The sequence below is a fragment of the Acinetobacter sp. SM1B genome (assembly GCF_003289665.1).
In the GTDB taxonomy this organism is placed as follows: Bacteria; Pseudomonadota; Gammaproteobacteria; order Pseudomonadales; family Moraxellaceae; genus Acinetobacter; species Acinetobacter schindleri.
In genome coordinates this window covers 1,245,633-1,267,121 of sequence record NZ_QMBM01000001.1, presented here as the reverse complement: position 1 = coordinate 1,267,121, position 21,489 = coordinate 1,245,633, and the positions used below count along the sequence as shown (strand labels likewise).

Here is a 21,489-nt window from a genome sequence, read left to right as displayed (position 1 = left end):
TGCCTAGTTTATTTCCTATTATTTGATTATTCGAGTTAGAATCTTTCAAAAATATTGACAGATTAAAATATGAATATTAATCAGGAACAATTACTGCTGTTTAAAGCAGTGATAGAGACTGGCTCCTTCTCGGCAGCCGCACGCAAGCTTGGCAAAGTGCCCTCTGCTGTGAGTATGGCCATTGCCAACATGGAAATTGATCTGGATTTACAGCTTTTTAAACGGATTGGCCGTGAGCCACAGCCTACAACAGCAGCTCAAGTGCTGTATGAAAAGACTGAACAACTGTTAGTAGAAATGAATCAGTGGAAGCAACATGCTCAAGCATTAAGCTCAGGGCTAGAATCTGAACTGAATATTGTCATTGTATCTGAGCTCCTACATACACGCTGGACCGATTATGTAGTCTTACTGGAACAGCAGTTTCCGGATTTACAAATCAATGTATTTTCTGCCCCGCAAGAAGATGCTCACCGACTGCTATTTGAAGGTGCTGCCCAACTTGCATTAATGTTTGAACGAGAGCAACTGGAGACCCGGGAGCAGTTTGTAGAACTGAAAAAAGAAACGCTGGTTGCCGTTGCCGCGAAATCCCATGCTTTAAGTCAGCTTGATCAGGTCAGCTATGAGCAGATTCTGAATAGTCGCCAGATTGTAGTTGCCAGCCGTGATCATCAGATCAAGCCAGAACTGTTATTTTCCAGAAACTATTGGCGTACCGACAACCATCACTCCGCCTATCGATTAATTAAACAGGGTTTAGGCTGGGGGATTTTACCGATGGAAATGCTGCATGAACATCCACATATTCAGGAACAACTGCATATTCTGGATCTGTATGATTTCACCCCAAAGTTTGATTATTTTGTCGATCTGGTCTGGAGTCGTGAAACAAAACTCGGTCAGGCTGCACATTTTTTGATTAATCACATCAGAAATCAACGCAAAATACAGATTAGTTACTGAAAATAGTCGGTGAACACTTGGGAAATAAGCACTTTGTGATATAACAGAATGCATAAGCAATAACCTAAGAACTAGATCCAAATGACACAAAGTGCGTTAAACCAACTAAAACAATTCACCACCATTGTTGCGGACAGCAGCGATTTAGCTGCGATTGAAAAATTCCGTCCACTCGATGCAACCACCAATCCTTCACTGATTACTACTGCAGCCAATCAGGCTGAAAACAAAGCTCTGATTGAAGACGCCTATGCGCAGGCTAAAACCGAAGGTTATGTGGGTAATGAACTGATTGAACGTACTATTGACATTCTTACGGTTAAATTTGGTGTGGAAATTCTTAAACTGATTGAAGGCCGTGTTTCCACTGAAGTAGACGCCTCCCTATCTTATGATACTGAAGCGACGATTGCCAAAGCCAAAGAATTACTGGCACTGTACGCACAGTACGGCGTTGCTTCAGATCGTATCCTGATCAAAATCGCATCGACCTGGGAAGGTATTCAGGCCGCACGTGCGCTGGAAGCCGAAGGCATTCATACCAACCTGACCCTGCTCTTTGGTCAGCATCAGGCACATGCCTGTGCAGATGCCAAAGTTACCCTGATTTCGCCATTTGTTGGCCGTATTCTGGACTGGTACAAAAAGGCTGAAGGTGTAGATCAGTATCCGATTGAAAAAGATCCAGGTGTGTTATCGGTAAAAAGTATTTATAACTTCTACAAATCACACGGTATACAGACTGAAGTGATGGGTGCCAGCTTCCGTAGTATTGATCAGGTGCTGGGTCTGACTGGATGCGACCTGTTAACTATTGCACCCAACCTGCTCGATCAGCTTGAACAGGATAACCGTGTTGTTGAGCCGCAGTTGTCTTCGGATCATGTTCCAAAGCAAGGGACTTTAACTCCAATTAGCCAGGAAGACTTTAAACAGCAATTAGAGCAAGATCCAATGGCTTCCCAGTTACTGGAAGCGGGTATTCAGGGCTTTATTAAAGCACGTGAACAGCTCTCTACCCTGTTAAGCCAAAGTTTTACAACAGATTCAGAAATTAAGGCTTAAATCTTAATTCAGCTCTAAGCCGATGCAGGTATAATGCCGCATCGGCTTTTTTGTATGTGGATTTTGCGTGTTTGGTATCACTGATTTAACGACCTTTATCATTGGAACAGCGTTAATTGTGATGTTACCCGGACCGAATTCCCTCTACGTCATGTCGGTAGCTTCTCGCTACGGGATTAAAACCGGATATCGGGCCGCATTCGGTGTCTATGCTGGAGATATGATTCTAATTTTCCTGACCGCACTCGGTGCAGCATCTTTACTGCATGCTTTTCCGGTCCTGTTTACTATTCTGAAAATTATTGGTGCGGTGTATCTGAGCTATCTGGGTATTAAATTGTTGATTGCGGCTTACCACACCTGGAATACCGTACATAGCAATGCACAGATCCAGCAAGCCGAGCAGAATCTGGAGCAATTACATCCCTTCCGTACGGCGATGACCATCAGCATTTTGAATCCCAAAGCGATTCTGTTTTATCTTTCTTTTTTTGTGCAGTTTGTTGATCCATCCTATTCATACCCTGCACTGACTTTTACGATTCTGGCAATTATTTTGCAGATCATCAGCATGTCTTATCTCAGTATTCTGATTTTTTCAGGTGCTACGCTGGCTCAATTTTTTGGGCATCGTTACCGTCTGACTTCACTTTGTGTAGCCAGTGTGGCAATCCTGTTTTGTGGCTTTGGGCTAAAACTTGCGACTTCAACTTTATGAAATGCATGATGTCCCAACAACTTATAACCCTACGTGATTTAGGTTGTTTTTGTCTTTAACAGCATTACTGAAGCGCGTATCATAAGTGCACTTTTCACTCATACCGATTATCTCTGCAACGGATATGCAAAAATTCCTTCAAGACGTCTCCCTACCCGCAGCATTTGCCGGTTTTATTACTTTTTTAGTTGGGATCAGTGTTTCCTCTGTGCTGGTAATTCAGGCTGCACAGCTCTTAGGCGCGAACACAGCTGAAATTACTTCATGGTTCTGGGCCCTAGGGATCGGGATTGGTCTTTGCGGGCTTATTCTTTCCTGGAAGTTTAAATATCCAGTAGCAACCTCTTGGTCAACCGCAGGTCTGGCCTTAATCCTGGCAACCGGCACAGGCTATAGCCTGCCTGAAGCTTTGGGCGCTTTTCTGGTCTGCGGCCTTGTCACTGCCGTATTGGGGTTTTTAGGTATTTTTGAGAAAGTTCTGCATGCGATTCCGCAAAGTCTAACCAGCGCAATGCTGGCAGGAGTCTTACTTAAATTCGGAATTGGTCTGTTTGCCAGCTTGCAACATGAGTTGGGCTTTATCCTGTGTCTACTCGCTGCCTATATCATTGCCAAGCGGCTATCGCCCCGTTATAGCATTGTGGTTACCGTGATTGCTGGTGTCGCCCTATGTCCCATATTTCTGGACTTTAATCCACCGAGCCTGCATTGGTCACTGGCTCATCCAGTCTGGGTGAGCCCTGAATTTTCCTGGACTGCGATTCTTGGTCTGGCCTTGCCACTCTTTGTTATTAATATGGCATCGCAATATTTACCAGGCTTGGCAATGATTAAAAGTTATGGTTATACGCCACATGTTAATCAGCTGATTGGCTGGACCGGCACTGCTCAGACCTTACTGGCTCCTTTTGGCTGTTTTGCCGTCAATATTGCAGCGATTAGCGCCGCTATCAGCCTGGATGATCAGGCCCATCCAGATAGCAAGAAACGTTATATTGCTGGCATGAGCTGTGGTTTCTTCTATATCCTCATGGGCTTATTTGCAGCCACACTGACCAGTATTCTTTTAGCTTTCCCCGCCGTGTTTATTACTGCACTGGCAGGTATTGCCCTGTTGGGCACCATTGGACATAACATTACACTTGCTTTCAGCCACATGGATGAACGCGAGGCGGCATTATTAACCTTCCTGTTTAGTGCTTCAGGAGTGCAATTCCTAGGCATCGGTTCAGCATTCTGGGGACTATTGTTTGGCCTGATAGTACATCTGTTCTTTAAATGGCGTAAAACTTATTAAGAGTCTTATTTTAATTAAGGTTGGATAACACACCAGTAGGTGATTGCAGAAATTGAAGTGTCTGTTCAAAGGTCTGCTGGCTTTCTTTTTTACCCATATAAAACTGATATTCATGAATCAGCCAGGCTTTTGAATCTGAATAAAAGATTTCCTTTACCGGCACCTGATTCGCTTTCAAAACCTGCACAAATGGATAGGACTGCGTTTCTGTGAGAAAATCCTTGTTTCCGCCACTGATCAGCACAGGGGGATAATTTGGAGTGATGTGCTGAATAGGTGAGATCTTTTTCAGGAACTCCGCATCATGCCGGCGATCGCCTGTATAGGCCTGCACCATATTATGAACTCCCCATTCAATCAGTTTGATTTTTTCTGGTGCCGTATCCACAAACGCGTTCAGGTCATAAATGCCACAGTGTAGAATCAGCCCTTTAAGCTGTGCAGGCTGGATTGATGGCACAAAGTCAGAGTTACGGGCAAAAACCGGATTGGTTAACAAGGCCGCATAATGACTGGCGAGATTGGCACCGGCAGAATCTCCAGCCAGATAAAGCTGATCTGGATCAATCTTGTATTGGGAAGCATGCGTCTGGAGATAAGCCAATGCCATATCAATTTGCTGTAGCTGGCTTGGATAAGTTGACCGAGGAGCAAGCTGATATTGCACAGACACCACGTTATAACCTTTTGATGCCAGCAGTTTAAAATAACCCCGTGCATGTTCCCGAGATCCGGAAATCCAGCCACCGCCATGAATCCAGATCACTGTTGGGCGTTGTTCCAGTTGAGTCATATTTTGTGGCTGGTATAAGTCCAAACCCAACCGCCGATCAGAATCATAGAGAATATTTTGCTGCACAATGACATCATCCGGTGCATAACGATCCATGATTTTCTGCTGTACAGCTGTCGTCATATTAAAAGCAGTGGCAATAATTTTACTGTTCTGTGCCGTACTCTGACAGCCATATAACCCACATAAAAAGATTAAGCCTAATAACCCTTTTCCAGCTTTGACTATATGTGTATTCACCATATCTTGAATATTTCCACTAATAATTTTCCAAGTTTCAACGTTCTATATATTTTAACCCAACCAGCTTAATAGAGATTGAGCAAACTTGCTTAAAATCCGGGTATTCCAGTCTGTTTTATCTGCCAATCAGTCTACAGTTTTTTGTAAATATATCACTGTAATTTAATGAATTTTCAGATTTTTTTATATTTTGCAATTGAACCCCCTCCATCACTGTGCTATCAATAGTTTAAAGCAAGACAAAAACGAAACCGGAGTATAAATAAGATGGCCTATCAACATATTTTAGTCCCTGTGGACGGTTCAGAAATTTCCTTTTCAGCAGTACGTCATGCTGCAAAAATTGCGAAAGCTTTTGGTAGCAGACTGACACTCGTCAGTCTGATTGCAGAAAATCCTTTTACTGAGGCAGATTTCTACTATAGCTCTGCCATTATGAAAGAATATTTTGTTGAAGCACATGCCAATGCCAAAAAAGCATTGAAACAAGCAAGCATCATTGCCCAAGAGGAAGGTGTGGAAGCCGAAACACATATTGTGACTGGTTTGGTCAATGCCGAGCATGTCGCAAATACTGCAGAAGAAACTGGTGCAGATTTGATTGTGATGGGTTCACATGGTCGTAAAGGCTTCCAGAAGATCATTCTGGGCAGCTTTGCACAAGATGTTCTTGGTGTGTCGCAAACTCCAGTGCTGATCATTAAAAAATAATCTGGTTCTGCGCATCCCTTGATGCGCATGACAATAAATCATGCTTTAAAGCACTGCTATTATTCATCACGCCAGCTACAGCTGTAGCCTGTTTCCAAGCGTGCATCATTATCAGGAATTTTTATGAAGCATTATCAACATATCCTGGTCGCAATTGATGAATCGCCTATCTCTTATGCGGCTGCAGAACATGCGCTCGATATTGCAAAAGTTTTTGGCAGCAAAGTGACCTTAATCAGCGTCATTGCGGTTGATCCTTTTTCTGGAGTAGATTTTTACAAGGTTGCCCCAGCTGTTACCGATTATTTTATGCAGGCCGAGCAAAATGCACTGGATAGGCTTAATGATCTAAAACATACCTTTACACGTGAAGGTATAGATCTGGATATTCGGATTCTACACGGCATGTCACCCTCGGAGGGCATTCTGCAAACCAGTCATGAATTACCTGTAGATTTGATTGTGATGGGTTCACATGGGCGTAAAGGATTACAAAAACTGATTTTAGGCAGCGTGGCACAAAATGTACTCGGCTTGGCTGAAACTCCAATACTAATTGTCAAAGAATAAATACCCTTCCTTGCTCATCAAAAAGCCTGTCTTAATGACAGGCTTTTTGATTTTCTAGAAACTAGCGAATTTTCTGGTTCAATTGGTTGAGGAACATTTCCGCTTCCAACTGGGAGCTGAACACTTTGATATATTCACCAGATTTCTGTACCGAATTTGGCGTGTATTCCAGATGAAGTTCGAATACTCCACGCGTACTGTCCTTGATGACTCGCACAGCAATAATGTGTTGAGTATTTAAATAAAATCCATCTTCAATTTTAAATAACATTTCAATTTGCCCAATTATCAGATCATCTTGATCTTTACATTGTGAGCGCCTGAAATTGGCGTCACACATACTTCGATATGTGTTGCTATAGTAAAGCAAAATTTAATACATACTTTCTTTAATAACATATTGAATAAATATTACTGATGTTCTAAATAAAAAAGCCGGATATTAAACCCGGCTTTTTCAACATGGGTTAATTAAACACTGAGCATACTGTTCAAGGTTTCACAAACATTTTTAGATTTTACCAGGGGTTTCAGAGCTTCAAGCTGAGCTTTCACTTCACTACGTTGCGGTTCAGCCAGAGTATACCAACGAGAGAGAACTTGAAGCAGACGTGAACCGACAATCGGATTTTTCTCATCCAGATATTTCGCCAAAGTAATATAGTGCTGTACACCAAAACCCCAGGTATTGACCGGATTTGCATTCAAACCCCCACTTACAGCACGAATACGGTTCGGCACAGCCAGATCATAATCAGGATGCTGTGTCAGATAAGCAATCGTTTCAGCAGTTGCTTGAGGATGCGCCGCCTGAACCATAAACCATTGATCTAAAGATAAAGCTTCATCTTCAAAACGGCTATAGAAGTCTGCTAGAACTTCTTGGGCTTGTGGTGCATCATTCCAGACCAGGACTTTAAGCGCTCCCAGACGTTCAGACATGTTCCCGGTATGATACTGCTCATAAGCCAAATCAAAAGCAGAGTCATCCCCTTGGCGTGCGATCATGGTAAGCATGATATTTCTTAATGCACGGGTACCCATTGCCTGAGAGAAATCAGATTGCAGATCTGGATCAAGTGACAGGTAAATTTCTTTGGCAGTGTCAGCAAAAGCACGTGCCAATTTATTCAGCAAGGCATTACGTTTTTCCTGAATCTTGCTTGGACGATAGTCCACATCAATCCGGCTGCCAAGATAACCCTCAGTTGGCACATCAAACAGACGAGATGCCAATAACGGATCCTGTTCAATCACCCCCGGCAAGGTATTCAACATCGCCTGAACATAAATGTCCGCAGGCTGATCATTCAGGAGAATACGCTCAAGTAAAGTCTGGGTCGCCTGCCAGCGATTAAAACCATTGGTTTCATACTGTAGCAAGAAGGCCAGCTCTTTATCCGAATAGTTAAATTCCAGATTGACTGGTGCCGAGAAGTTACGCAGTAATGACACCACTGGTTTTGCTTTTACCCCAGTAAATTCGATACGTGCCTGCTCCTGATCAAACAGGTACACCCCATCTTTGACACCATTTTCAAACAGCGCTGCTGAATTTAAAGTCAGCTGTTCACCACTCTCTGCATCAAACAGGGCCAATGCCACCGGAATCGGGACAGCTTGCAGATTTGGATATTTCGGATGTGCTTTCAGGCTTTGTTTAAAGTTCAGGCAATAGGTTTGTGCTTCTGCATCATATTCACCATGCACTTCCAGCTTTGGGGTACCTGGCTGGTTATACCAGATCAGGAAGCTGGACAGATCAACACCAGAACCTGCGCTTAATGCTGCAACCCAGTCTTCAACAGTGACTGCTTCACCATCATGACGGCGGAAATATTCATCTGTACCCATACGGAATTTGGCTTTGCCGAGCAAGGTCGCCATCATACGGTTAATTTCCGCACCTTTTTCATACACTGTCGCAGTATAGAAGTTATTAATTTCTACAAAATGGTCTGGACGCGGTGGATGCGACAATGGACCTGAATCTTCAGGGAACTGATGCGCCTTAAGCACTGCAACATCATCAATACGCTGCACTGCTGCAGACTGCAGATTTTCAGAGAAAGACTGGTCACGGAAGACAGTCAAACCTTCTTTTAAACATAACTGGAACCAGTCACGGCAGGTAATACGGTTACCGGTCCAGTTATGAAAATATTCATGTGCAATTACTGACTGTACCCGCATGATTGCAGCATCAGTGGTAAATTCTTCATCTGCCAGTACACATGAAGTATTAAAGATATTCAGACCTTTGTTTTCCATTGCGCCCATATTAAACGCGCTGGTGGCAACAATCATATAATTATCAAGATCATAAGGACGGCCATAGTGTTCTTCATCCCAACGCATAGAGTGCTTTAAGGCTTCCATCGCAATTTTACATTTTGGAATGTCTTTCTCTTCAGCATAAATTTCAAGTGCTACATCACGGCCTTCAGAAGTGGTATAGCGATCTTTCATCACAGCCAGATCACCGATCACACAAGCAAACAGGTAACTTGGTTTCTTGGTTGGATCTTGCCAGATTGCATAGTGACGGCCTTCCCCCGCTTCACCCGTTTCAATCAGGTTACCATTGGCAAGAAGTACCGGGAATTTCTTGTCTGCTTCAACACGTGTAGTAAAAACAGACAGGACATCCGGACGGTCCGGATAGAAGGTAATTTTACGGAAGCCTTCTGGTTCATTCTGAGTCACAAACAGATCCGAACTGGCTTGATACAGGCCTTCTAATTGGGTATTGGATTCAGGATGAATACGAACAACAGTTTCAATCGTAGCCTGATCCGGTGCATTGCCAATCACTAACTGTTCAGTATCAAGCTTGTACTCACTTTCAGAAAGTGGCTTACCATTAACATGAATTGATTGTAATTCCAGATCACGACCGAGTAAAACCAGCTCATCTTCAGTCTGACGCTGCATTACCAGTGTAGCGCTGACCAGCGTATGATCTGCATAAACCTGAATATTGAGCTCAACCGAGTCAACGATATAAGAAGGTTTTTGATAGTCTTTTAAATAAATGGTTTGATCTGCTTCAATCGCTGGATTAGCCGCAATATTCATATTAATGTCCTGATCTTTTTACACCGCTTATGTAAAGCAAAAAATGTTAATCATATTGATCATACGACAACTTATTCTGCCTGTCTGTGCATTTCATTGTGTTTTTATATATGGGACTAAACTGGAGTTATTTCAATTCAGACATTTAAATTACTGAAAGTAATTGACTTATATTTAAACAATAAACAAAAATATGCCGTCTTAAGATATTACTAAAATAAATATGAAAAAAATTCTAATGTTTGCCGGCTTTTCTGTTTTCCATATCGCTTCTGTTCAGGCTGCAAACTATTCAGGGAAAATGCCCTATCAATGTCTGGCTTCCACACAAACCAATACAATTCTAATGATCAGTGTCGCCAATTCTGAACCTGACCAGATTCAGGATGTGATGTATTTTCCACATTTAAAGCAGATTGATTTATCGTACGATTCTGCTATGGGTGTGGGGAACCCACCCTCTCTCATACATTATAATTACTTTGAAATGCTCAGAGAAAAACAAACAGGTGAATATACGTTTGCTGTAAATAAAGACAATAAAATTCTTTTTGCCGTGTATACCAGCCCACAACTGAATATGCCAATCTCGTTTGGAATACAGCTAAATCTGGCAAGAAAGGAAGCATTGAATCGCAAGCTAGCCAATCGGTTGCGTGCATGTATTTAAGCCTATGTACATTTTCATGCACAAGTCTGCATTGAAAAGCACATTAATATGAAATTATGTATCTTCAAGCCAGAAACCATTCATTTCAATAATGATTTTAAATATTTTTAATATTAAATAAATCAATATCCTACATTCAATTTATTCTGTATTTCAAAAGTTCAGCACATAAAAAAACTGTTTTGTGCATACTTCTTGCTTTTATTTAACAGTGCAGATTACACAACTATATCTACAATAAAAAATGAGGTAAACTATGTATCTTAAAGAACATATCGTACGTGTTGAAAACATCAAGACCCTGCAAGCACTCGATCAAGCCAATATTGACCATAAAGTAATTGCACTGTTTATGAGCTGTGAAGGCATCAAGATGCAAGCCTATGAAGTGGGTGCTATTCTGAACAGCCATACTGCACTTGGTTCCAAAAAGGTTCAGCCTAAAAAAGTCCAGGCTTTAATTAATGCCAAACATCTGGGTGAAGAGGACGAAACCCTGCCTTGCCCAGTCTAAAGGCCATTTTCAACAATACATAGAAGGCCACTTAAGTGGTCTTCTTGCATGTCTGATTATCAGCTCATGATGAAAACTTTAGCCTGAACCACACCTGCCCCAAGCTGCACTGTGTATAATGATTTTCCTTCTTCATTTTATGACTGCTAGTTGATATGACGCTTAATGTTTTGCAAAAACAGCTTGATGAAAGTACCGCATGTCCCTTGTGTCAGGCAGCAATGTACTGGGTCGAGGCAGAACAATTTGATCAGGAACTGAATTATCACGAATGCAGTCACTGTCATCATCAGCTTTATCCTGACCAAAAACATAATTGCTTCTGTGAAAAATGTCTGGCCAATCGTAGACGTCAAATGAAGGAAACACGTCTCCAGGAAAATCGCCAGCATCAAAGTAAGAAAGATGTACATCAATATGAATTAGGTCAGCTCAGCTTTTTAAACAAATTATTTCTGCTGGCGATTCTGGATGATCATGTACATGAGCACAGCCAGCACGCTGAATATATAGACTGGGATCAGATCAAATATCACAACATCAGTCCAAATTATCTGATGCAAAATGCTTTGGTTAAACGCCTCAGCAAGGAAAATATTCTGAGTCTGAAAGACTTTAATGCCGATCAGCAGCACTATTATATTAATGTGCGTCTGGATGGTTATTCAGAGCCGAGCCTGTTCAGCATTACCCAGCAATTACGCCATTGGTTCTTTGAGAACTTAAGCAAAGGTGTGCCTTTTAAAAGTGCAGATGAAGTTAAAGAAACCCTATATTTTCTGCTGTATCAGGAAGTGATTCAATTTGCCCAGTTTTATTGTCGTAGCTGGGGCATTCAGATTGCGGGTAATAAAAGTTTTCAGACTTTCTGCTACCGCATGCTGGATGTATTGGCAGTCGGCCAGATTTATTATCTGGTACAAACGGCGCTGGAATACTTATACAAACAGAAAGCCTTGCAAGCCCGCAATGAAAATTTCATCAATACGAATTTACTGAAAAAAACCCTGCAGCAGTACCGTGAACGTGCCATCAACGAAAAATGGGAAACCTCTACCCTGCCGCGCCCACCACAATTGTCTTTAAGCAAAATGAGTGCAATTCTGTTCTTTCATTTTCTTGGCTATGATGAAAATATTTTCTTCCAGCCAATCTGGCGTTCATGGCAGCAGATTGAGCCTCGTTTAAAATTCTATTCCAATAAACGCTGTATGCATTGTGGTTCCGAGGAACTGACCGTGGATTATGATGCCACGGACTATGTCACTCTCTGCTGCCGCAACTGCAACCATCAAGACCATTATTTTACCCGCTGATGGATTCAGCCAGACGCACTGTGAATATCAATATGAATACCAATCTTTCTCAACTGCACCATGACATTCTAGAAGGGGTTTGTGATGCCTGGACAGCATTACAACAACAGCAACCCTTAGTGCATATCATGACCAATGCTGTTGCCAGTAATTATGTAGCGAATGTTCTACTGGCTGCGAATGCTGCACCTGCCATGATTGACAATCCTTTTGAAGCTGAAAATTTTGCCCGTATTGCAGCAGCCATCAGTTTAAATCTGGGAACACCCACATCTGAACAAGTTCAGGCCATGCTGATTGCTGCACAGACTGCGAATGCGATTAAAAAACCCTGGGTGCTGGATCCCGTTGGTTATGGTTCAATTCTGCACTGGCGCTCAGAAGTGACTGACCAATTAATGGCATTTCAGCCAACTATTGTACGTGGCAATGCCTCCGAGATCGGTACTTTGGCAGGCAAACAGGTTACAGGCAAAGGTGTAGGTACGACATTAGACAGCTCAGAAGTCTATCAACAAGCTAAATCATTGCTGGCACAATGCCAGTGCATCGCCATTTCCGGAGAATCAGATTACATTATCTCCCAGGATTATCCTGTGATTAAGGTGATGGGCGGATCAGAATTACAGCCACGTGTGACTGCAACAGGTTGTGCCTTGGGTGCATTGATTGCAGCTTATAGTGCTGTGGCTAACCCAGTAATTGCGGCAACTGCTGCACATCTGCATTTCGCGATTGCCGGTAAAAGGGCTGCTGAAATTACCTCTACACTGGGCAGCTTTAATGTTGCCTTTATCGATCAGATTCATCTGTTGAATCCTGAAATTATTCAACAATATGCTGATTTTGAGCTGCTTTGATTTATTATCATTAAGGAAAGCTGTGTCTAGTGCACAGATTTCCCGAAAGCCAGATTCATAATTGTTTCAGAAATTGTTTTGAAATCTAAGCGGCAAACACACATCAATCCTTTCCCATCAAAATAGTCTGGCACGTGCTGCATAAAGAACTGGTAATGAACATCACTGCGTTTGCGCAGTCGAATCAACTGATCTGGCGTGACTTTAGGCATCAGTGCCGGTGCAACATAAATACCCTGTCCACGTTTATCTACCTGAGACTTGTATCTGTGCATCAGCTCAAGTACGGATTGATGAGCAGTCGGCATGGTGTAACCTTTTCTTGGATAGAAATAACGACTACGTGAGGCAAACAAGGTATAGACCTTCGGTTGCATCAAGGTGGTGACAAACCAAAGTGGAATGGCCGGATAACGTAAACGATAGCGTAAAGCCACACGAATGGCAGTCTTTAAAGTTAGATTACTACGACGATACTGTTCCAGTACTCCGGCACGTGAAGTCACCACAAAAACAGGTTTGTCCTGCAGCTGCAATTTGAGAATTGGCATAATATTCTGGCCAATCAGCTGCTCTCCGACGAAATACTGTATGACTGGTACAGAGACTGCTTCTGGATCATGTACATATTGATATAGCTGTTCAACAGACGCAAAGGGAAAAATGAGTTGATCAAATTCCAGCATCTGTTGAAAAAAATCATGTTTCTACTGGGCTGGCAAAGTTGCAAAATCAATGATGGTTTCTCTGATTTTCATGTATGTCATCCATTGAAGCGGCAGGCAGATCAGTTAATTCATGATACTTTTCTACTGATTCCGAGCTAAAAGCGTGTGATTAGTAAATCTTCTGATTTGGCAGATTAGCATAGGATTTTTAAGTTCTTATACACAATATCAGACTTATCCGTTACCAAATAGTTCACTATAAATTTAAGTTATTGAATTTAATAGTTATTATATATAAATTATGAGACCTGTATCAAGCTTTTATTTAATTATGTATTTTTAACCTCGATTTTTTTGAAGAAAATAAGCAATTTTTATAGTTTTTAGCTGACTGACTAATTTCCAAGCTTAAAATTATTCTACTGTCTGTATCACAGTATTTAGGCATAAAAAAGCCAGCAAGTAACTACTTGCTGGCTTTTCCTAGATAAACCAGTTTAAGTCAGAACATCAAACTTAACCTTGGTAATGGATATTCACCGACTTAATACGATTGTTTTCCATTTCAGTCACTTGGAAAGTAACCTGTTGATGCTCCAGTGTTGTACCAACTTCTACATGACCATTGGTTTTATCCAGAATCAGACCTGCAACACTGATATAACCAGCATCTTCTTCAATCAGATCCAGCATACCTAGCTCTAGTTCCAGCTGATACAGATCCAGCATGCCTGAAGCAATCCAATGCGTATCATCCACACGAACTAAATCCAGCTGTTCGTCTGCATCCGGGAATTCCCCTGCAATCGCTTCAAATACATCTAGTGGTGAAATCAGACCCTGTACATGACCAAACTCATCACTCACCAGAACCAAAGAACCTTTAGAAGTCCGCAAGGTATTAATTGCATCAATAACCTTCATATTTTCAAAGATAAAGATAGGACGATGACGCTTAATCAGTGCTTTTAACGCTTCTGGTTCTTCCAATACATCCAGCAATTCTTTAGCACGAACAACGCTGATCACCTTATCCAGACTGCCACGACAGACTGGAAACAGACTATGCGGTACCGACAAGATTTTTTCACGAATCTGTTCTGGGCTATCATCAAGATTTACCCAAGAAATATGGCCCCGCGGTGTCATAATAGATGCTACAGAGCGTTCCGCTAAAGTGAGCACGCCACCAATCATATAGCGCTCTTCATCTGCAAAGGTTTCTTGTGCTTCAGCATTCATATCTGGACTGCTGGTTTCTACTCGGCCGCCCATCAATTTTAAAATCGAGTCGGCAGTACGATGACGTAATGGAATTTTTGCTTCATGTTTTGCAACATTGCGCTGACCAAACTGGTTAAACGCCTCAATAGCAATAGCAACACCAATACCTGAATAGATATAGCCTTTTGGAATATGGAAGCCAAAACCTTCTGCAATCAAGCTGATACCAATTAACAGTAAGAAGCTTAAACATAAAATTACCACTGTTGGATGACGGTTTACGAAAGCAGTCAATGGCTTAGATGCAAGTAACATCACCAACATTGCGACAACCATTGCCACCATCATCACATAGATGTTGTCGACCATACCAATTGCGGTAATGACTGAGTCTAAAGAAAAAACTGCATCTAAAATAATAATTTGCACTACAACTGCGGTAAAGCTTGCATAAACTACATTTGTCGTGACTTTGACTTCGGGTTTACCTTCCATCTTCTCATGTAGTTCTCCTACTGCCTTATAGACAAGGAATAAACCGCCTCCCAAAAGGATGAGGTCACGTCCTGAGAAGGTTTTTTCAAATATGGTAATTAACGGTTCGGTTAAAGTAACCAACCAAGAGATTGCAAATAACAATCCTAAACGCATAAGTAACGCTAAAGATAAACCAATAACACGGGCTTTATCACGCTGTTCTGGGGGTAATTTTTCTGCAAGAATTGCAATAAAGACTAGGTTATCAATACCTAATACGATTTCTAGAATAATAAGCGTAATCAAACCAACCCATATCCCCGGATCTAATAAAAACTCCATTAGTTCATATCTCCGAGATAGTTAGCTGAAATCGAAATATAAAGTAGACCTGCGCACGGCGACGGATCCATAAAAGTAACCTTTTTGACTTAAGACTCTCTTATTATGCACAAAGCTTTTAATTTGTAATGGTCTTTTTATATTAATTCCGTAAATACTTGTTTATATAGAAGTCTATACAAACTGGTTAATGATTAATAGCCAAGATTGTTCTTCAGTGCTTCACTTAACCCCTGTCGTCGTATTAGTTTAGCTGATATGCGAAAAAAGCGTTGCTTTCCAAGTCACTCATCAGTTTTCGTAAACAATCACCCTATCATCATCAATATCAGTACCAGCTTTTCTCAGATATATCCCTAAATAGAGATAATGCTTAGAGATATTTTCATAAATAGTTTTAGTAACGAATTTCTTCATATCATCGGAATGAAGAATGACTTAATAAAGACGCCACTATCCTCCAATCACTGATCTTTCCCACGCTTTCCTTATTTTATTTTAAAAATTAAAGTGACATTCATCGGGTTAAATACACCTTCAAGTTTAAATCTTACTACTAAATCTTTCTTTCCTATAATTTTATTTATAATTGGATCAAAATTCATAACAAATTTCCCGATGTATGGCAGAAGTGAATAGGTAACAGATGAGTTAAAAATAGGTAAACTTAGGTCTTTCTCGACCAGCCGGTAATTTGTGTCAATTATTAGCATTATTAAAAACATTGATTCACATTTTGTCGCATTTTTTAAAAATAATGGTTGAAACTTATATAAACATTTTCATAGAATGTAACTGCCTTACAAAAATAAATACAAGGAATCTACCATGACTAAAAAGTATGCGAAGTTTTTACCTTCAACAGAAGAATTTACTTTAGAAAATTTTCCCTACTATTGGGTTACTCAAGTCCACGCACAATATGTTTTAAATGTTGACCACGCGCTCAAGAAATATGGCGTTGACAATTCACGTCGCCGTATTCTGCTTGCCTTAAAAGCGAAACCACATGCGAGCGTGTCTGATCTTTCTGAGATGGTGGTTTCTAAAATGTCGACCACCACAAAAATCGTCTATCGTCTTAAAGACGAAGGCCTGGTTAATACTTATTCTTGTGAAGACGATGCACGTATTACGCGTGTGGTTCTTACAGAAAAAGGACATGAGATGTTCCATAAGATTAATGACCTGACTAACATTGTTCTGGAACAGTCATTTGAAGGCCTAACACCACTTCAAATCGAAAAAACCATGGAAAGTTTACGTCACATCTTCAAAAACCTTGCGCGCTGATCTAAAAACTATAAAAAACTGATCAGGCACTAGCGTGACTTAAGCAGAAAGATGAATTCATAGACTAGCTTTATCTTTCTGCTTCTTCAGAAATCATTCAAAAAAATTCATTTGGGGACTGAATTTTTTGATCACCTCCTTGGGTACATGTGAACACTCAAACTCTTCTACGGGAAATCCCTCAACAAAAGACTGTATATTCGATGATTTCAGATTTAGCCATTCATCCATACGCTGATGTGGAATCACAATAACAGAACGCTTGATATTTCCCGGTTCATGGAAATCCTTCATCATAGGATGATCAATTGCGTCCATGGTAATCATAGTGCTTGAACGTACGATCTCATCCTGCACACGTGCAATTTCATATAGGGCAGCAATATAAAATGCTTTCCCATCCTTACGTCTTACACCCCAGCGCTGTGGCTTATTATCAAAATATTTAGACTCATAAAACTCTGTTACCGGGATTACGCCAAATTTACATTTCGCTGTTGCCTCGGCAAAACTAGGCTTCTGCAGCAAGGTTTCGTTACGAGCATTATAGGTGCGAGTTCCGATGGTTTTATCCTCAGCCCATTTTGGAATCAAACCAAAATTCACCGAGCGCCATTCCAAACCAAATTCTGACTTGAATAACAAAGGCAGCTGATAATTGGGATAGACTTCTTCCGGATATTCAAACGGAATTTCAGGAAGATTAAGGTCATGCAGTTGCTGTAAGGTGAGCGGTTTAAAGTTAGCGCACATAAAATCTTTAAAAACAAAAAATCACCGAAATATTATAATACTTCGGTGATCACAGACCTGTGTGTTTTTGCTAACAGGACTATTGTTTTGGCAAGGTCATCCAATGTGTGCGGGTAAATTCCTCAAAGATCCAACGTCCATTAAAACGCCCCAGACCTGAGTTTTTCTCCCCACCAAATGGTGCATTCGGTTGGTCTGCAACCGTAATTCCATTAATGTGCGTCATACCCGCATCTATTTGAGCAGCAAAACGTTCACCACGTTCAATATTTGAGGTACAGATTGCGCTGGAAAGCCCAAAGCGAGAGTTATTTGCCAAATTCAGTGCATGTTCTTCATCATCTGCTTTTAGGATCGGTAGAATCGGACCAAAACTTTCTTCCTGAGCGATTTCAAAGTAAGGATCGACATGAGTAAAGATATGCGGTGCCACTACATTTCCTTCTATACCGCCTTCATAGACCAGCTGTGCATCTAGTTGTTTAGCATGTTCGATAATCTTACAATGCTTTTCAACTTGGCTCTGATTAATAATTGGTCCAATGATGGTTTCTGGCAAATTTGGATCACCAACAGGGATGGTTTTCACGCGCTCTATCAGTTTATCTACATAAGCATCATGCAGGCTCTGATCAACAATGACCCGATTGGTGCTCATACAGATCTGTCCTTGATGCATAAAGCGTCCCATAACAGTAAGTTCTACTGCCAGATCCAGATCCGCATCATCCAGAATTACCAGTGGTGCATTACCACCCAATTCCAGTGCAAGACGTTTCATACGCGAACTTGACAGTGCTTTACTTCCCACACCCTGCCCAACTTCAGTTGAACCGGTAAATGAAATCATTTTTGGAATAGGATGTTCGACAAAATAATCACCGATTTCTTTACCAGCACCGACTACCACATTAAGGACGCCATGTGGTGTACCCGCTTCTTCAAATAATTTTCCAAGCAGTGTTCCACCCGTGACTGGCGTATCGCTGGCCGGCTTGAGTACCACCGTATTTCCGCAAGCGATTGCGGTAATGACTGAACGCATGGATAAATGAAAAGGGAAATTCCAAGGGCTAATTACTGCAATCACACCAAGCGGTTTACGTATCACAATACTTTTACGTGCAGGATCTCGACTTTCCAGCTCTTCTGGCTGGATTAGATCCGGAAATTTAGCACTTTCCTGAATGATTCCCAGCGATGCATCTACTTCAAGATTTGCCTTAAAGCGCGTACTACCAGATTCCTGGATCAACCAGTCTACAATCTCTTCACGGCGTCGCTGAATGATATTGGCCAGGTTTTGGATCAGCCCTTTACGCACCTGAACCGAAGTTAAGGCACCTTGCTCAAACGCTGCAAGCGCTGCCTGATAAGCACTATCTACATCTTCAGTACTTGCTGCCTGCAAGGTAAAAATTTCCTGTTGAGTATAGGGATTAAAATTTTGAATCGTGTGGATCGAGCCGCCTTGCTGCCATTGCCCGCCAATAAATTGTTGATCTAGATTTTGATAGGCTGTCATTTCCATCCCTACAACTTGTGAATTTTTCTCTACTTTATCAGAACAATTTTATAGATCAGAGCTGAGCGACGAATTGTTACGCTTTTATCGACAAATTTATATGTTCTCTATTTTTAATAACTGATTCATTTTAGACAGCCAACAAAAAAGCCTCCGAAGAGGCTTTTTTAGATCAGACAGGATTAGTCACCTGTATAACCTTTCAATTTTAAACGCGCTGCATGAAGTAAAGGCTCTGTATAACCTGCAGGTTGCTCACCACCCTTGAAAATCAGGTCAGAAGCAGCCTGGAATGCAATATTGTTATCAAAGTCAGCCGCCATTGGCGTGTAGAATGGATCATTGGCATTTTGCTCATCCACAATTTTTGCCATACGCTGCATCACTTCTTCAACCTGTTCACGAGTTACGATACCGTGACGCAACCAGTTTGCAACGTGTTGAGAAGAGATACGTAAAGTTGCACGGTCTTCCATCAAACCTACATCGTTGATATCAGGCACTTTTGAACAACCCACACCCAGATCAACCCAACGAACCACATAACCCAGGATACCCTGACAGTTATTTTCCAGTTCTTTCAGTTTCTCTTCTTCTGTCCAGTTGGTGTTAGCTGCCAATGGTGGTGTTAACAAGTCATCAAGAGGCAATGCTTCAGTTGCAAGTAATTCTTGCTGACGGTTTGCCACATTAATTTGATGGTAGTGAATCGCGTGAATCACTGCGCCTGTTGGAGACGGTACCCATGCACAGCTTGCGCCTGCTTCTGGATGCTCAGTTTTGGTTTTGTACATGTCTAATAGCATATCCGGTTTCGGCCACATACCTTTACCAATCTGTGCTTTACCACGCAAACCTGTTTGCAAACCGATCATTACGTTACGGTTTTCATAAGCCGGGAACCATTTTTGACCTTTGATTTCACCCTTACGAACGAATGGACCTGCTTCCATGAAGGTATGGATTTCGTCACCAGTACGGTCCATGAAACCGGTATTAATGAAGATCGTGCGGTCTTTGGCCTGAGCAATACAGTTTTTCAGGTTAACAGAAGTGCGGCGTTCTTCATCCATAATCCCGATTTTCAGGGTTTTTGCAGGTAAGCCAAGCGCTTGTTCAGCACGCTCGAACAGTTCTACTGCAAATGCCACTTCTTCTGGACCATGCATTTTTGGCTTCACGATGTACATCGAACCTTTACGTGAGTTCTTGATCGTGTTTTCACCACGAATGTCAGCAATCGTAAGAAGCGGAGTAACCAATGCATCCATGATGCCTTCATAGATTTCTTCGCCATCTACCAAGATCGCCGGGTTAGTCATCAAGTGACCTACGTTACGAAGTAACATCAATGAACGGCCGTGAACTTTAGTCTCACCACCTTCAAGATTTTTGAAGGTACGGTCAGCATTCAGTTTACGGGTAACTGTCTTACCGTTCTTTTCAATTGACTCTTCAAGCGTACCGCGCATCAAGCCTAACCAGTTACGGTAGCCTTCTACTTTTTCTTCTGCATCAACGGCTGCAACTGAGTCTTCCAAGTCTTGGATTGTCGTTACAGCAGCTTCAAGAACTACGTCTTTTACGCCAGCTGCATCAGTTTGACCAATTGCGCTTGCTGCATCAATTTGGATGATTGCATGTAGACCATTGTTTTTAAGTACAACTTCTGTTGGTGCAGCAGCTTCGCCGTTATAACCGACGAATTTAGATGCATCTGCAACAGTTGTTGTAGAGCCATCTTTTAGCGTTACAACAAGCGCATTTCCTTCAACCGCATATTTGGTTGCATCAGCATGTGAACCATTTGCCAATGGGAAAGTTTCGTCTAAGAAGTTTTTCGCAAATGCGATAACTTTTTCGCCACGTTTTGGATTATAGCCTTTACCCTTTTCTGCGCCATCTTCTTCAGAGATTACGTCAAAACCGTAAAGTGCATCGTATAAAGAACCCCAACGTGCGTTTGCCGCATTTAAGCAGTAACGTGCATTACGTACAGGTACCACTAACTGTGGGCCTGCCAATAGTGCAATTTCTTCATCTACGTTTTCAGTCGTAATTTGAAAATCTTCTACTTCTGGTAGCAAGTAGCCAATTTCAGTCAAGAAAGCTTTGTAAGCTTGTAATTCAAATGTGTTATTGCGGTGCCATTCATCGATTTTCGCCTGAATGTCATCACGCTTAGCCAAAAGTGCTTTGTTTTTAGGGCTAAGATCAACAACGACTTGTTCAAAGTTTTTCCAGTATGTTTCGCTGTCCAAACCAGAACCTGGTAGTGCTTCATTTTCGATAAAATCGTAAAGTTCTTTAGCAATCGCTAACTTGCCTTTTTGAATACGTGCAGTCATTGTCTTTCCTGATATTGCTACTTTTTATACAAGAGATTCTAGTATAACGATTAAAATT

General features: G+C 41.5%; 19 protein-coding genes. 11 read left to right on the top strand and 8 right to left on the bottom strand.

The window, feature by feature from the left end; all coding sequences use genetic code 11:
- The first annotated feature begins 69 nt into the window (after positions 1–69).
- The 4 genes from C8322_RS06030 to C8322_RS06015 all read left to right on the top strand — a co-directional run bounded on the left by C8322_RS06030 (position 70) and on the right by C8322_RS06015 (position 4,046).
- Entirely contained in the window at positions 70–966 is an 897-nt protein-coding gene (locus tag C8322_RS06030) for a LysR family transcriptional regulator (protein ID WP_004815656.1), read from the top strand.
- Positions 967–1,047: 81 nt separating this feature from the next.
- Positions 1,048–2,031, top strand: a complete 984-nt coding sequence (gene tal / locus C8322_RS06025; protein ID WP_004815655.1) for a transaldolase — start codon at positions 1,048–1,050, stop codon at positions 2,029–2,031.
- Positions 2,032–2,098: 67 nt separating this feature from the next.
- On the top strand, positions 2,099–2,749 hold the full coding sequence (gene leuE / locus C8322_RS06020) for a leucine efflux protein LeuE (protein WP_004815654.1): 651 nt from the start codon (positions 2,099–2,101) through the stop codon (positions 2,747–2,749).
- Between the two features lie 124 nt (positions 2,750–2,873).
- On the top strand, positions 2,874–4,046 hold the full coding sequence (locus C8322_RS06015; protein ID WP_004815653.1) for a benzoate/H(+) symporter BenE family transporter: 1,173 nt from the start codon (positions 2,874–2,876) through the stop codon (positions 4,044–4,046).
- Between the two features lie 10 nt (positions 4,047–4,056).
- Here the strand turns inward: C8322_RS06015 and C8322_RS06010 are convergent, their stop codons facing one another.
- Positions 4,057–5,082 (bottom strand): alpha/beta hydrolase, encoded by a 1,026-nt coding sequence (locus tag C8322_RS06010; RefSeq protein WP_004815652.1) that lies wholly within the window; start codon positions 5,080–5,082, stop codon positions 4,057–4,059.
- A gap of 267 nt (positions 5,083–5,349) precedes the next feature.
- Here C8322_RS06010 and C8322_RS06005 point away from each other — a divergent pair, with 267 nt between their 5' ends.
- Positions 5,350–5,793 (top strand): universal stress protein, encoded by a 444-nt coding sequence (locus C8322_RS06005; RefSeq protein WP_004815651.1) that lies wholly within the window; start codon positions 5,350–5,352, stop codon positions 5,791–5,793.
- A 123-nt stretch (positions 5,794–5,916) separates the two neighbouring features.
- Positions 5,917–6,363 carry a universal stress protein gene (locus C8322_RS06000; RefSeq protein ID WP_004815649.1) on the top strand — a complete coding sequence of 149 codons (447 nt, stop codon included), beginning with the start codon at positions 5,917–5,919 and terminating at the stop codon, positions 6,361–6,363.
- Positions 6,364–6,424: 61 nt separating this feature from the next.
- On the opposite strand, the gene C8322_RS05995 is transcribed toward C8322_RS06000, so the two are convergent.
- Positions 6,425–6,634 carry a hypothetical protein gene (locus C8322_RS05995; protein WP_026056698.1) on the bottom strand — a complete coding sequence of 70 codons (210 nt, stop codon included), beginning with the start codon at positions 6,632–6,634 and terminating at the stop codon, positions 6,425–6,427.
- 200 nt (positions 6,635–6,834) lie between these two features.
- A complete protein-coding gene (gene pepN / locus C8322_RS05990) occupies positions 6,835–9,441 on the bottom strand; it encodes an aminopeptidase N (protein ID WP_004815645.1) in 2,607 nt (868 codons plus the stop codon).
- A 223-nt stretch (positions 9,442–9,664) separates the two neighbouring features.
- Here pepN and C8322_RS05985 point away from each other — a divergent pair, with 223 nt between their 5' ends.
- The 4 genes from C8322_RS05985 to thiM all read left to right on the top strand — a co-directional run bounded on the left by C8322_RS05985 (position 9,665) and on the right by thiM (position 12,801).
- The gene (locus C8322_RS05985; protein WP_004815643.1) at positions 9,665–10,111 is read left to right on the top strand and encodes a hypothetical protein; all 447 of its coding nucleotides are present in this window, start codon (positions 9,665–9,667) and stop codon (positions 10,109–10,111) included.
- A gap of 256 nt (positions 10,112–10,367) precedes the next feature.
- Positions 10,368–10,625: a hypothetical protein gene (locus C8322_RS05980; RefSeq protein WP_111810450.1), complete on the top strand. Its 258-nt coding sequence runs from the start codon at positions 10,368–10,370 to the stop codon at positions 10,623–10,625.
- Positions 10,626–10,780: 155 nt separating this feature from the next.
- Positions 10,781–11,941, top strand: coding sequence for a hypothetical protein (locus tag C8322_RS05975; protein WP_004815639.1), 1,161 nt, complete (start codon positions 10,781–10,783; stop codon positions 11,939–11,941).
- 32 nt (positions 11,942–11,973) lie between these two features.
- Positions 11,974–12,801 (top strand): hydroxyethylthiazole kinase, encoded by an 828-nt coding sequence (gene thiM, locus C8322_RS05970; RefSeq protein ID WP_034425043.1) that lies wholly within the window; start codon positions 11,974–11,976, stop codon positions 12,799–12,801.
- Positions 12,802–12,827: 26 nt separating this feature from the next.
- Here the strand turns inward: thiM and C8322_RS05965 are convergent, their stop codons facing one another.
- Both C8322_RS05965 and C8322_RS05960 read right to left on the bottom strand, forming a co-directional pair.
- Positions 12,828–13,487: a hypothetical protein gene (locus C8322_RS05965; protein ID WP_228156494.1), complete on the bottom strand. Its 660-nt coding sequence runs from the start codon at positions 13,485–13,487 to the stop codon at positions 12,828–12,830.
- A gap of 498 nt (positions 13,488–13,985) precedes the next feature.
- Entirely contained in the window at positions 13,986–15,512 is a 1,527-nt protein-coding gene (locus C8322_RS05960; RefSeq protein WP_004815632.1) for a TerC family protein, read from the bottom strand.
- A gap of 828 nt (positions 15,513–16,340) precedes the next feature.
- Here C8322_RS05960 and C8322_RS05950 point away from each other — a divergent pair.
- On the top strand, positions 16,341–16,805 hold the full coding sequence (locus C8322_RS05950) for a MarR family winged helix-turn-helix transcriptional regulator (RefSeq protein WP_004815629.1): 465 nt from the start codon (positions 16,341–16,343) through the stop codon (positions 16,803–16,805).
- Between the two features lie 93 nt (positions 16,806–16,898).
- On the opposite strand, the gene C8322_RS05945 is transcribed toward C8322_RS05950, so the two are convergent.
- From C8322_RS05945 to C8322_RS05935, 3 genes are all read right to left on the bottom strand, one after another.
- A complete protein-coding gene (locus C8322_RS05945; protein ID WP_004815626.1) occupies positions 16,899–17,558 on the bottom strand; it encodes an SOS response-associated peptidase in 660 nt (219 codons plus the stop codon).
- Between the two features lie 79 nt (positions 17,559–17,637).
- The gene (locus C8322_RS05940; RefSeq protein ID WP_004815625.1) at positions 17,638–19,083 is read right to left on the bottom strand and encodes an aldehyde dehydrogenase family protein; all 1,446 of its coding nucleotides are present in this window, start codon (positions 19,081–19,083) and stop codon (positions 17,638–17,640) included.
- Positions 19,084–19,265: 182 nt separating this feature from the next.
- A complete protein-coding gene (locus C8322_RS05935) occupies positions 19,266–21,431 on the bottom strand; it encodes a malate synthase G (RefSeq protein ID WP_004815622.1) in 2,166 nt (721 codons plus the stop codon).
- Between the last annotated feature and the right edge of the window lie 58 nt (positions 21,432–21,489).